This window comes from Xenorhabdus kozodoii (genome assembly GCF_002632875.1).
GTDB lineage: Bacteria > Pseudomonadota > Gammaproteobacteria > Enterobacterales > Enterobacteriaceae > Xenorhabdus > Xenorhabdus kozodoii.
The window spans coordinates 51,636-65,076 of record NZ_NJCX01000017.1; the positions used below are offsets into that span (position 1 = coordinate 51,636).

12 protein-coding genes and 1 riboswitch are annotated in these 13,441 nt (G+C 42.3%); of the genes, 9 read left to right on the plus strand and 3 right to left on the minus strand.

The window, feature by feature from the left end:
- Positions 1-105: 105 nt before the first annotated feature.
- Genes thiQ through thiB form a run of 3 tightly spaced genes read right to left on the minus strand, consistent with a single transcriptional unit; the run spans position 106 to position 3,387 of the window.
- Positions 106-801, minus strand: coding sequence for a thiamine ABC transporter ATP-binding protein ThiQ (gene thiQ / locus Xkoz_RS12530; RefSeq protein WP_099142482.1), 696 nt, complete (start codon positions 799-801; stop codon positions 106-108).
- Entirely contained in the window at positions 794-2,398 is a 1,605-nt protein-coding gene (gene thiP / locus Xkoz_RS12535; protein WP_099142483.1) for a thiamine/thiamine pyrophosphate ABC transporter permease ThiP, read from the minus strand. The genes thiQ and thiP overlap by 8 nt, the downstream gene beginning before the upstream one ends.
- Entirely contained in the window at positions 2,374-3,387 is a 1,014-nt protein-coding gene (gene thiB, locus Xkoz_RS12540) for a thiamine ABC transporter substrate binding subunit (protein WP_099142484.1), read from the minus strand. The genes thiP and thiB overlap by 25 nt, the downstream gene beginning before the upstream one ends.
- A gap of 163 nt (positions 3,388-3,550) precedes the next feature.
- Positions 3,551-3,655, minus strand: a riboswitch (TPP riboswitch).
- Between the two features lie 116 nt (positions 3,656-3,771).
- On the opposite strand from thiB, the gene rppH reads away from it, so the two are divergent.
- The 9 genes from rppH (at position 3,772) to Xkoz_RS12585 (ending at position 13,437) form a co-directional block, all read left to right on the plus strand.
- On the plus strand, positions 3,772-4,302 hold the full coding sequence (gene rppH, locus Xkoz_RS12545; RefSeq protein ID WP_099142485.1) for an RNA pyrophosphohydrolase: 531 nt from the start codon (positions 3,772-3,774) through the stop codon (positions 4,300-4,302).
- Between the two features lie 9 nt (positions 4,303-4,311).
- The gene (gene ptsP, locus Xkoz_RS12550) at positions 4,312-6,558 is read left to right on the plus strand and encodes a phosphoenolpyruvate--protein phosphotransferase (protein ID WP_099142486.1); all 2,247 of its coding nucleotides are present in this window, start codon (positions 4,312-4,314) and stop codon (positions 6,556-6,558) included.
- Positions 6,559-6,765: 207 nt separating this feature from the next.
- Positions 6,766-7,665 carry a prolipoprotein diacylglyceryl transferase gene (gene lgt / locus Xkoz_RS12555; RefSeq protein ID WP_099142487.1) on the plus strand — a complete coding sequence of 300 codons (900 nt, stop codon included), beginning with the start codon at positions 6,766-6,768 and terminating at the stop codon, positions 7,663-7,665.
- The gene (gene thyA / locus Xkoz_RS12560; RefSeq protein WP_099142488.1) at positions 7,662-8,456 is read left to right on the plus strand and encodes a thymidylate synthase; all 795 of its coding nucleotides are present in this window, start codon (positions 7,662-7,664) and stop codon (positions 8,454-8,456) included. Before lgt ends, thyA begins: the two co-directional genes overlap by 4 nt.
- 169 nt (positions 8,457-8,625) lie before the next feature.
- Positions 8,626-9,498, plus strand: coding sequence for an alanyl-tRNA editing protein (locus Xkoz_RS12565; RefSeq protein ID WP_244183470.1), 873 nt, complete (start codon positions 8,626-8,628; stop codon positions 9,496-9,498).
- Positions 9,499-9,504: 6 nt separating this feature from the next.
- The gene (locus Xkoz_RS12570) at positions 9,505-10,146 is read left to right on the plus strand and encodes a LysE family translocator (protein ID WP_099142489.1); all 642 of its coding nucleotides are present in this window, start codon (positions 9,505-9,507) and stop codon (positions 10,144-10,146) included.
- Between the two features lie 112 nt (positions 10,147-10,258).
- On the plus strand, positions 10,259-11,938 hold the full coding sequence (locus tag Xkoz_RS12575; RefSeq protein ID WP_099142490.1) for a TauD/TfdA family dioxygenase: 1,680 nt from the start codon (positions 10,259-10,261) through the stop codon (positions 11,936-11,938).
- Positions 11,939-12,328: 390 nt separating this feature from the next.
- Positions 12,329-12,829, plus strand: coding sequence for a prepilin peptidase-dependent protein (locus Xkoz_RS12580; RefSeq protein ID WP_244183471.1), 501 nt, complete (start codon positions 12,329-12,331; stop codon positions 12,827-12,829).
- Entirely contained in the window at positions 12,826-13,437 is a 612-nt protein-coding gene (locus tag Xkoz_RS12585) for a prepilin peptidase-dependent protein (RefSeq protein WP_099142492.1), read from the plus strand. Before Xkoz_RS12580 ends, Xkoz_RS12585 begins: the two co-directional genes overlap by 4 nt.
- Positions 13,438-13,441 lie beyond the last annotated feature (4 nt).

Here is a 13,441-nt window from a genome sequence, read left to right on the forward strand (position 1 = left end):
AAACGGCCACTAGGTTATAGGTAGATACATAAATAATAGTTCATTATTGCGTGATACCCATAATAAGGCAGGCAGATTACCATGATCTTCCTGCCTTTATTCAAATCAACCGATCCCCAAAATCACCGCCTCAGCCGCTTCCCCACTCACCAACTTTTCCGTTGCACCATCGTAATGAATTTTTCCATCCACAATCAGCAAAGAACGCGGAGCGATTTTGGCGGCATCGTTAAGATGATGGGACACCATCAATAGCGTGATTTGGCGTTCACTGCATATTTGATCCAGCAACGCCAGCATCTCATTGCGTAAAGCCGGATCAAGTGCTGAAAAGGGTTCATCCAGCAATAAAATCGGTTGATGGCGGACTAAACAACGTGCCAACGCGGCTCGCTGACGTTGCCCGCCAGAAAGTTGGGCGGGCAGGCGCGATAAACACGCCTCCAGCGACACCTGGGCGGCAATTTGTTGCAGCATTTCCTTTTGTTCTGCACTTAACCGCAAGCCAGGATGTAATCCTAAGCCAATATTTTGTGCAATGGTTAAATGGGAAAACAGGTTATTTTCCTGAAATAACATCGAAACCGGTCGTCTGGAAGGGGACGTATTCGTATGGTTTACACCATCCAGCCAAATATCACCGTGTTCTGGAAACTGGAAACCCGCCATCAAACTGAGTAATGTGCTTTTCCCCGCCCCGCTTGGGCCGAGGATCGCAATGCGTTCACCGGCTTTTACGCTTACATTAAAATGCATGGCAAAGTGTTCATAAGTATAAATGACATTTTCAAGTTTAATCATGGCGTCGGCTCGGTAAGCGTTCAATCACAGTGAATAACATAAAACACAGTAGCAGCAGCAGGAATGCGGTCACTGCCCCTTCCTGACTGCGATATGCCCCAATTTGCTGGTAAAGGTAATAAGGCAACGTGCGGAAATCTTCATTGCCAAATAAGGCGACCACGCCAAAATCCCCAATGGATAAGACACAGGCGAAAGCCAATGCCTGCGCCAATGGCGTTTTTAATGCTTTAAACTCGATCAAATACAGGCGCTGAATGCCTTGAATATTTAAGGAGCGACAGAGCGGATTGTAACGCCCTGCCAGATCGCGCATTGGGTTTTCCAAGACTTTTAAGGCGTAGGGGATCGCCATCAATGCGTTGGTCAGGATAACCAACCCGTAAGGGGCTTGAGGTATACCCAAAGTGGTGTTCAGCAGGAGAAAAAAGCCGGTGGCAAGGACAATGCCCGGCATGGCGAGGATCAACAACCCGCTGGTTTCCATCGCCTGTCCCCAGCGCGGGGAATGACGTAAGCGTAATTCGCGGCTGCTCCATAGCAACATCATGGTGAGAATAACGCACAGCAGCCCGGCACCCAGCGCAATCATGATCGAAGTTGCAAGAGCCTGCCATAAAGCCGGTTGGCTTAAGACACCCAAAATATCACGGTTCAGGCCATCAACGATCACCGCCAATAACGGGGGAAATAACAGCAGTAACGCCAAGCCAATCAGTAAACCATCCGATAATTTTTGCCACCATGAATCCTGTGGATTACGCCATTGTTGTTGGTGCCCATAACCCACGGCAAGTGCGCCTTTCAGTTTTTGGCTAAGGAGCACCAAACCGAGGCAACAAAAAAGCTGTATCAAGGCAAGCAGGGCGGCATGACCAAGATCGTAGTCGTAACTGAGAGCCTGATAAATGGCAAGTTCAATGGTCGTTGCCGCCGGGCCACCGCCAAGGGCAAGGACAGTCGCGAAACTGGCAAAGCACAGCATAAAAATCAGGGCGCCAGTCGGTAAAATTTGGCGGCGCAGATAAGGCCACTCGATAAAACGAAAATGTTGCCATTCACTCATCCCTAGCTGGGCGGCGAGTTGGCGCTGCTCAATGGCAATATTTTCCAGCGATTGCAGCAATAATCGGGTTGCCATTGGCATATTGAAGAAAATATGTGCCAGCAAAATTCCCTGTAGCCCATAAGGTGTAAAACGATATTCAATGCCTACCCATTGGGCAATATGGGCTAACCAACCGGCTTGACCATAAACCGTGAGGATACCAAACAGGGCAACCAAAACAGGAAGAACCAATGTCATGGCGCATAAGCGCAGAAAAAGTGTCTTGCCGGGAAAATGGCGTCGGTAAAGCGCCCGTGCCAGAAAAATGGCGGGGATGACCGATAAGACGGCAGATAAGAAGGCCTGCCAGAAAGTGAATCGAATCACATGCCAAAGATAGCCGTCATTCAAAAACATTTGCCAATGGCTGTCAGGCGCATTGAGCCACAGCGTCCCGAATGCGGCCAGGGCAACCAGAATTAACAGGCCGGAGGCAATTACCCCCGGCAATAACCAGCCCGCGATTAACGGCTTACAGCGCTTTGCCATGTACGGATCCATTGTGTACGGTGTTTTGCGACATCATCTGCGTTGAATAGCAAAGATTTTTCAGGAACGGGAAGTTGGTTGAAAACCTCCGGCAAGGGAATATCAATCACGGGATACATCCATTGGGTGGTGGGAAGCACTTGCTGAAATGCTGGCGAAATCATGAAACGCATGAACTTTTGTGCCAATTCTGGCTGTTTGCTTGAGGCTAACTGGGCGGCCACTTCAACCTGCAAGTAGTGGCCTTCCTTGAAGATGGCGGCAGCGTAGTTATCTTTTTTCTCTGACATAATGTGATAGCCCGGTGATGTGGTATAGCTCAGCACCATATCCCCCTCGCCTTTCAAAAACAGCCCATAGGCTTCACTCCAGCCTTTCGTGACCGTGAGGGTTTTTTTGGCCACTTTCTGCCACTCCTGAGCGGCCTTGTCGCCATAGAGATCTTGCATCCAGAGCAGTAACCCTAAGCCTGGGGTGCTGGTGCGGGGATCTTGGTAAATAATCTTCCAATTCTGGTGACTATTGATTAATTCATCCATACTTTTGGGTGGATGAGGCAGGGTGTTTTTGTTGTAAATAAAGGCAAAATAGCCGTAATCGTAAGGAATAAACGTCGTATTATTCCATGCGATGGGTAATTTCAGGTGTGAGGTATCGACGTGGCTTGGTGTGAATAACCCGGTTTGCTGGGCGGCTTGGATCAGATTGTTATCCAGTCCCAGTATAATATCGGCGGGGGTTTTTTTGCCTTCCATCCTCAAACGGTTCAGCAAAGATACCCCATCTTCCAATGCCACAAGTTTCAGTTCACAGCGACATTCTGCTTCAAAGGCTTTTTTGATGGCAGGCCCTGGTCCCCATTCAGAGGCAAATGAGTCATAAGTGTAAACGGTCAAAGTTGGTTTTATTTGGGCTGTCTGGGCGAAGAGAGGGAGGGAAATAGACAGCATGCTGATAGCAATAAAGCGATAAAATAATTTCTTAAACACTTTGCGCTCCTTTAGTTGCACGTATAAATAATTACAAATATTAATAGATGCAACATCAATAATTATTAATATTGATGGTTAAAAAATTAATGATCAATGTCTGTCATTAGCAGATGGCAAAGGATCTGAGAAGGAGCTAAATGAAAATTACATCTGTGATATCAATGATTAGCGGCTCAAATCCCTACGACGGTACTAACCGGTTCAGGTTCGACGGGTTTGTTCTCAGCAGTCCTGTTTTGCAACAGCCGCACCCCGTTGAGATGGCGGTATTGTAGAGACTTCGGTGACATCTGCAAAGTCCAATCATAGAGGTTTACCGCTTGAGGTGAGTGTGAAACAATTAGCTATCTTTTTAAATTTGTTATATCGAGAGGTAGTCTGGTGATCGATGATGATGGCTACCGCCCGAATGTAGGAATTGTAATTTGTAATCGCCAAGGGCAAGTTCTGTGGGCCCGCCGTTATGGGCAACATTCCTGGCAGTTTCCTCAGGGGGGTATCAATCCAGGGGAATCACCAGAGCAAGCGATGTATCGCGAGTTGTTCGAAGAAGTTGGTTTAAGTCGCAAAGATGTCCGGGTTCTCGCCTCGACCCGGAGTTGGTTGCGTTACAAATTACCCAAGCGTTTGGTGCGTTGGGATACAAAGCCCGTCTGTATTGGGCAAAAGCAACGTTGGTTTTTATTGCAGTTATTGTGTGACGAAGCCGATATTAATGTGCAGCGCAGTAAGGCACCGGAGTTTGATGGTTGGCGTTGGGTCAGTTATTGGTATCCTGTCCGGCAGGTCGTTTCTTTTAAACGAGACGTGTATCGCCGCGTGATGAAAGAATTCTCTTCGATTGTGATGTCAACGCAGGAGCCTGTTTCATTATTACATTCACCTTATTTATATCGCCGTAGGAAAAGTTAGGTCATTGCTATGCTTATGCGCTTACGGGAAATTGTCGAAAAGGTTGCGATGGCAGCTAATTTATCTGAAGCGCTTGAGCTACTGGTTAATGAAACGTGTCTGGCAATGGGCACAGATGTCTGCTCTATCTATTTGGCCGATCATCGGCGGCAATGTTATCACCTGATGGCAACCAAAGGGTTGAGAAAACCCAGAGGGCAAGCAATCAGCCTGTCTTTTGATGAAGGCGTTGTGGGGCAAGTCGGGCGTTTATCTGAATTAATTAATCTCGCTGATGTGCGTGACCATCCCAGTTTTAAATATATTCCCCAGGTCAAAGAAGAGCGTTTGCGGGCTTTTTTAGGTGTACCGATTATTTATCGTCGCCAATTGCAGGGAATATTAGTCGTGCAACAATATGAGCGACGGCTATTTAATGAAAGTGAAGAATCTTTCATGGTGACCTTGGCGATGCAGCTTGCTGCGGTTCTTGCTCAGGCGCAAACAAAAGGATTATTCGGCCAATATCGTCAGACGCGTATTAAAGCACTGGCCATTTCTAACGGTATTGTCATGGCGCAGGGATGGCAAGATCGCTCCCAACCTTTATTGGAACAAGTGACTGAAGCATTAACCCTGGATTATCAGGCTGAACGCCCAAGATTGTGTTTTGCCCTTGAAGAAACCACGGCGGAATGCCGTCGTATCAGTAAGCGTTTTACGGCGAGTTCACAGAAAGAAAGCGCCGCCATTTTTGATCTCTATTCCCATCTATTAAATGATCCTCAACTCAAGCGGGATCTGTTTTATTCCATCGATAACGGTTTTGTGGCGGAATGGGCCGTTAAAACGGTCATTGAAAAATATGCCGAACAGTTTGCCAGTTTGCAAGATCCTTACATGCGCGAGCGGGCATCGGATTTGCGGGCGATCGGCCAACGGGTGCTATTCCACCTGAACGGTTCTTTCACGGAAGCAAGGCAGTGGCCAAAGCGCTTTATTCTGGTTGCTGATGAACTGAGTGCCAACTTGTTGGCAGAGTTGCCGGAAGATCAATTGGTTGGTGTAATTGTGCGGGATGGCGCGACCCACTCCCATTCTGCAATATTGGTTCGTGCGATGGGCATTCCTGCCATCATGGGAGCGGATATCCAGCCTGAGCTGTTACACAATCGGACACTCATCCTGGATGGTTATCGCGGGGAGGTGTTTATTGAACCTGAGCCTCTGGTCGCCCAGGAATACCAACAAATTATTGAGGAAGAACAGGTTCTCAGCAAGCTGGCTGAATATGAACAGCAAAAGCAAGCACGGCTAAAAAGCGGGGAACGGGTTCTGGTGCAGCTCAATGCAGGTTTGAGTTTAAAACATGAACAGCAGATAGAAGATAGCATTGATGGTATTGGGCTGTATCGCACCGAAATTCCTTTTATGCTGCATAGCGGTTTCCCATCAGAAGATGAGCAAAAAAACCGCTATCAAGAGATACTGGAACTTTTTCCTGATAAACCGGTGGTGTTGAGAACACTGGATATTGGCGCTGACAAGCAACTTCCCTATATGCCTATTAATGAAGAAAACCCTTGTCTGGGGTGGCGGGGAATTCGCATCACGCTGGATCAACCGGAAATATTCCTGATCCAGCTTCGGGCGATGCTAAAAGCCAATGCACAGACGGGCAATTTAAAAATACTGTTGCCGATGGTGACCAGCATTGACGAGATTGATGAAGCCCGAAAATTGATTGAAAGAGCGAAAGTTGAGGTAGAGCAAATGCTGGCCGATACCCTCACAATGCCCCAGATTGGTATTATGCTTGAAGTCCCCTCTACCCTTTTTTTGCTGCCCCAATTAAGGCAACGGCTTGATTTTGTTTCTATTGGTACGAATGACCTGACCCAGTATTTGCTTGCGGTAGATCGCAATAACACCCACGTCGCTTCGCTGTATGATAACTTACACCCGGCGGTGATTAGGGCGTTGAAACTGGCCTTTGATGAATGCCAGCGCCTTGATCTCCCTGTTAGCATATGCGGGGAAATGGCCGGCCTCCCCATGGGGGCACTCATCTTACTTGGCTTAGGTTATCGTAGCCTGAGTATGAGTGGTCGCAGTGTTCCGCGCACCAAATATTTATTGCGACACTTGGATGCCAAAGAGCTGGAGCAGCTTATTGAATGGGTATTGAAAGCCGAAACCAGCCATGAGGTCAAAGCATTATCAGCCGAGTTTATGGAATCACAGGGGTTGGGGGGATTAATTCGCGGGGGGATTTAGGGAGGCGATACAAAAATGGCAAATTTTCTGTGTGCGTGTATTGAGCCCAATGTATTGAATCTAAATAGTCGGGTGGGAGCAAGTCGCTTGCCTGTGTTATGATTTACAATTATTTGTCTTAAGCTATTCAAGTCATATAATTCATTCACACAAGATCATTTGTTCACAATATCATTCATTCACACAACATTATTTTAGTGGGGAACGATGAGCACTAGCTATCTGGCATTTCCTAATATTGACCCAGTCATCTTTTCAATCGGGCCTGTATCCCTCCACTGGTACGGTCTTATGTATCTGGTTGGTTTTGTTTTTGCTATGTGGCTGGCAAATCGCCGTGCGGCAAAACCCAACAGTGGCTGGAACAAAACCGAAGTTGAGAATCTACTGTATGCAGGGTTTGTCGGGGTTTTTGTCGGTGGGCGCCTCGGTTATGTCCTGTTCTATAATCTGCCAATGTTCCTTGATAACCCCCTTTACCTGTTTAAAGTTTGGGATGGGGGAATGTCTTTCCACGGTGGATTGATCGGGGTTATCTGCGCCATGTGGTGGTTTGCGCGCCGGACTCAGCGCCACTTCTTACAAGTCGCCGATTTTGTTGCACCATTGGTTCCTTTTGGCTTGGGCATGGGGCGTATCGGTAACTTTATCAATGGAGAATTGTGGGGGCGGGTTACGCTTGATACGCCGTGGGCAATGTTATTCCCAGGTTCTCGCAGTGAAGATATTGCCATGGCCAGCGCTGATCCTTCGTTATGGCCTATTCTGGAAAAATATGGTGTCCTGCCCCGCCATCCATCACAATTATATGAAATGGTGCTTGAAGGCATCGTATTATTTATCATCCTCAATGTATTTATCCGTAAATCGCGCCCGATGGGGAGCGTTTCAGGTTTATTCCTGATTGGTTACGGTGCATTTCGTATCATCGTTGAATTTTTCCGCCAACCTGACGCACAGCTTGGGTTGTTTGATGGGATAAGTATGGGGCAAATGCTTTCTATCCCGATGATTTTAATGGGAATAATAATGATGGTATGGGCATATAAATGCCCTGGTAATAAAACTCGCAATAACCGTAATAACAAGGTACAAGAGGCAAAATGAAACAGTATCTGAATTTAATGAAAAAAGTGCTGGAAGAAGGCACAGCAAAAGATGACCGTACGGGTACGGGAACACTCTCTATCTTTGGTCATCAGATGCGTTTCAATTTGCAAGCAGGTTTCCCCTTGGTCACAACCAAGCGTTGCCATATTCGTTCTATTATTCATGAATTACTGTGGTTCTTGAAGGGCGACACCAACACCCAATACCTGCGTGATAATGGCGTGTCTATCTGGGATGAATGGGCAGACGAAAATGGCGATTTGGGGCCGGTTTATGGTAAACAGTGGCGTGCCTGGGGCGCTGCGGATGGTCGTCAAATCGATCAATTAACCCAGGTTATTGAGCAGTTGAAAAGTGATCCTGATTCACGCCGGATTATCGTTTCTGCCTGGAACGTTGGGGAGCTGGATAAAATGGCACTGGCACCCTGCCATGCTTTTTTCCAGTTTTACGTCGCAGATGGCAAACTCTCCTGCCAGCTTTACCAGCGATCTTGTGATGTGTTTCTAGGGTTGCCATTCAACATCGCCAGTTATGCGTTATTGGTGCATATGATGGCGCAACAGTGTGATCTTGAAGTGGGTGATTTTGTCTGGACTGGCGGAGATACTCACCTTTACAGCAACCATTTGGAACAGACCAGACTGCAATTAAGTCGTGAGCCGCGCGCGTTACCTAAATTAGTGATTAAGCGTAAGCCAGACTCATTGTTTGATTATCAATTCGAAGACTTTGAAATTGTGGATTATGATCCGCATCCGGGTATAAAAGCCCCAGTTGCCATTTAATTCTCCTTTTCCATCCTCAAATCTGGGGGTGGAAAACGTATTTACCCACCTTAATCATTCCTTTCATTAATCACATTTCGTATGGTACACCCATCTCATTGAGGCCTTGACATTTTTTGTTCAATTAGTAGATTGTTTGTTTATAACATCAACAGTCGGAGAAATTGACATGTTAAATAATGCAGTCATTGAATCATCATTTATGACAGGGCAATTAAGTTTAGACGCAGTGATCATCGAGGCATTCAAATATAATGATGGGTATATCGTTATTACAAATAATAGTCCTTTTTATCCCAAAAACTACAAGTGGGGTGACCAAAAAAGTGATGTCGGGGTTATCGTCTTTAATAACCATGAATTAAATATTGTCAAGACTTATTCTGCGATCTTCATTGACGGGAAGATTTATATTGATCATGATATCCCCAATAAATTAAATATAGAAGACAAACTTATTCCAGCCCACTACCTGGAATCGCTAAATGGCCTGGAATGTCAATCTATAGTAGGTGAAAAAGTTAAATTATCGGTTGATGCTGAAACCAGACATAAAGTTAGCGCCGCGCATAGCATGGCTCACTTTATGTCTTTAGCTTTAAATAAAGCAGCCAATAAATATTGGAATAAAGATTATGATACAGATAGTTTGGGCAACTATAACTTAGATAAGGCAGCAATATTTAAGTCATCAATTTCTGAATTAAAATCAATAGATACATATAGGTTTGGTAAGTCAATAAAAAAGAAAGGGTTTGATAAAACATCATTTCTGGAAAATATTGTTAGCCTCAATGAGGAAATCAATTTAATCCTGAAAAACTGGCTTGCAACAGGGAGTGAAGTACGGGTTGAATACACATCAAAAGACATTGAAAATTTACGGTTATGGAAAAGTACGGTAGAAAATCATCCGGTTGTTATCCCATGTGGTGGAACTCATATAAAAAATACAAAAGAAATACAGGATGTTAAGGTGGAAATAAAACCAGGAGAAAGTGATGAATATATCGTGATTATAACGCACTGTAAGTTGAGATAATAACATATGATCAGTTTTGAATTGCTATCGGTATTTATTCTATTAGCGTTACTCTCTTACCTGACTCCTGGCCCTGATTGGGCTGTTATCAGTAAAGGCGTATTCAAGAGCAAGAGAGAAGGGATGATCACGGCATTTGGTGTGCAATCAGGGTTGTTTTTTCATCTTGTATTAGGATCATTAGGCGCTACAGTTATTTTGGCTACATCGAAAACCGCGTTTAGTCTGTTACAAATAATCGGTGCCATTTATCTTGTGTATCTGGGGAGTTCAGGATTAAGAGAGATTTACCTCAATAAAAATCAACAACAGTCAATTTCTGATTCACAAGAGATCATTAAGCAGAAAAGGAATCCTTTTTTAGTCGGATTATTAGCTAATGTATTTAACCCCAAAGTGGCCATATTTTTTATCAGTATTCTGCCTCAATTTATTAATCCGGTACTCCCTCCGCTTAAACAAGTTATCATACTTGGGATGATTGATATTATCATTGGGGTTTTGTGGTGGATTATATTTGTTTATGCGCTTTCTTATGTTCAGAATGTATTTTTTAAAGGAAGGTCTCAAGTTATTATAGAATCGATAACTAATGTTTTTTTGTTGTTGTTTGGGATTGTTATGTTAGTCGGTGCTATTTTTATGTAATTGACTTGTTGCTGTAATATGTTATTTCTGTCCGAATTTATCTATAGCGTCATGGGGGCATCAATGTAATATTAATTGATGCCATTATAATCTTTATATATGAGGTTAGGTAATGAAAGGTAGAAGGCTTTGTGTTGTTTATGATGATTCTTTTTATAATAAATTAGGTGGTAACAATATTGCCAAAAATTCATTTTATAATGTAGTTTGTTTTTTTAAGTATTATAATTTTTATGTATGTAATATGCATTATTACATGTCAAAAGGAAATGCCTTAAGTGATATTGATATCTTGCTTACAACCAATGATGTTTCACAGCATGATTTAGAAGAACAACCCAAGTCATCCATTATATTTTCTTTGTCGGATATTTATTCTCATGCTAAAAATAATTCTATGAATAAATATGTTGTTACCAAAAACATAGAGTTTGAAAATAAAAAATTTAATTATTTAAATCAACTTAATGGGGAGATTGAAATAATTTACGAAGGGGAAGAATTCCATTTGCATGGTAATTATGTTAGGCATTTTGTTGATTATGATGGATGGCAGGATTTTATAAAATATAACGATTTTGTCATTGGCGTGAAAAAAGAGATAGGGAATAAAAAATTCTATTATTTAGGTTTGCTGAATACTTACTCTTCTTTCTATTTTGCAAAATGTGAAAATGAGGCTTTTTTAAAGAAAATGATTGGGGATATCATTGATAATGATCAAAGAGAATTTTATTTCCAATCTGGAATGAATTTTTCTAATAGTATCATTAAATATAAAGAGCCAGATACTACCCGTGATTTATCTGAAATTAAAGGTGATCATATTATTTATGTGGATAATGAGAAATTACTTAGAAAAGGATTTTATGGTGATAAGTTAAATAGCCCTTATAATGACTTAGATAAATTCCTTTCTGAAAGCTTTAAACGTATAACTTTCCTTAACCAAGAACTCATAGAAAGTTTATATAATTTTAAAAACCATGGTAATGATTATGGTGTATTATTATTAAAGGGGTTAAACTTTGATGATGTTTTGCCACCCACCCCATCTCATGCATTAAATTATCCCGATAGAGGTAATTTTTATGGTGAATTATGGTTAGCCATGGTCTCAGAATTTCTTGGTTATGCTGTTGGGTATTCACAGGAAAAAAATGGTAACATATTCCAAAATTTGGTTCCTAATATAAAAAAAGAGTTTCTATTGTCATCAGAAAGCTCAAAAAAGGAGCTTGATTTTCATACGGAAATTGCTTTTCATCCATTAATGTGTGATTACGTTTTACTATATTGTTTACGTCAAGATCATGAAAAAAGTGCTAGAACCTTTATAGCAAGCGCTAAAATGATGCTCCGTGACTTATCTTTTAGGGAAATTCGATTATTGTTTGAGCCACTCTTTATAACAGGAATAGATTATTCTTATGGTAGCCCTAATGGAGTAAAAGGTAATGGCCCGATGACGTCAATTCTTTATGGAAATCCTAATGATCCTTATATGATCTATGACTTAGATTTAATGAAAGGGCTTAACTCTGAGGCGGAATTTGTCCTTGATAAACTCAAAAAGATTGCTAACAAGCATAAATATTGGGTTGCACTTGAAGCAGGGGACTTACTTATCATTGATAATAATCGATGCGTACATGGCCGTTCTGAGTTTATACCGCGTTATGATGGTTATGATAGATGGTTGTTACGTACCTGCGTATTAACCAATATTAAACAGGCAAGTCATGATATCCTTGAAGAATCCAGGATCATTAATACACGATTTGTTATTTAATTTCTTCTTTATTTAAGGAGTTGTTATTTGCAAAATAATATTTAATGCTTTTGTTTGTTTTTATTAAAAAACCGACTAAATATACCAAAAAACAATATATTCCTTATTTAAATTATAGTGGAGAAAATTCGGGTTAAAAATAAAGGTGGTAAATTAATCAAAATGGAATAATTAAAGAGTAGATAGTTATTCTACTCTTTTTTTTATTTCTCCCGGTAAAAATACAGGCTTGATTTTGTGAACTATCTCGAAATTAAAATGTAACAAAATAAAATTTTTATTTTATATTCAAATCTCTTCGCAGAATTAAATCATGGCGCTGTTCATTACGCTTCTAATAGTCGATATTCCCCTTGACCACATTGAGCGGGATATAGACGTCAAGGAATTATGAAATACATTAACAATCACAACGGATTTACCTTATTAGAACTCATGATAGCGATGCTCATCATCTCCATCAGTTTGTCCTGGGGGTTGTATCATTGGGGGAAATATCAAAATCGCCTGCATTTGCAATCCGCGGTGCACAATGTGCTCTCTTTTATGGAGAGGCAACAGGCTTTGGCCAGTTATTTAAATCAAAATCGTACCCTGTGGTTAATCATCGGGCAGCCTTGGTGCCTGGTGTCCTCTGTAACCCAAATAACGGCTTGTGATGAAGGCGATGGGGAACGGGTTTATTCTCCTCACGAAGCGGTGTTTTTATCCTTTTCCACAACTGATCACATTGATTTTTATGGGATCAGAAATACCGCATTGCCCGCCAGTTTCACGCTGGTCAATCCGGCGGGTGATATTAACATCATCCTTTCAGGCCGTGGGCGGATCAGAACATGCAGTAACACACTTAGCCAGTTACCTCAGTGTGAGGGAATAAAAAACCCATGATTTTGACTCTCTTCGGCTGCAAGCAAAAACAGGCAGGGTTCTCCTTATTAGAAATAATGGTCGCCCTGCTAATCAGTAGCGTGATTTTTGTTGCCATGACAAAAACCTATCCGGTTTTATCGAGTCAGACACTCGATCTCTATCGCAAATATAGACTGCATTATTTGGTGAATAGAACAACTTATTTGATGGAAAAAGAGATTCGGCGGGCAGGTTATTGTCGGGAGAGAAAACAGTGTGAAGGAAATCCATTCATCATTAACTCTAAAAATAGGGAAGTCGCCGATTCCTGCTTTATTGTTGCTTTTGATCTCAATTTAAATAACCAATGGGAGAAACCTGATCATATTGAATCTGAATTTTTTGGTTATCGCTTAAATAATCGAGCACTTGAGTGGAAAAGAGGGGCAGAAGATTGTCAGGAAAGTGGCTGGGAAAGACTATTCGATCCAAAAGAGATTGTCATTGATACCTTCCATCTTGAAAAATCACGGGCAAAAGATGACATGATTTTTGTCACTTTGTCCATTGGTGCTCATTGGTTGAAATCCCCATCCGTTGTCTATCGTCATCAAGCGACAATTCGGCTGCGCAATATCAGGGAATAAACAG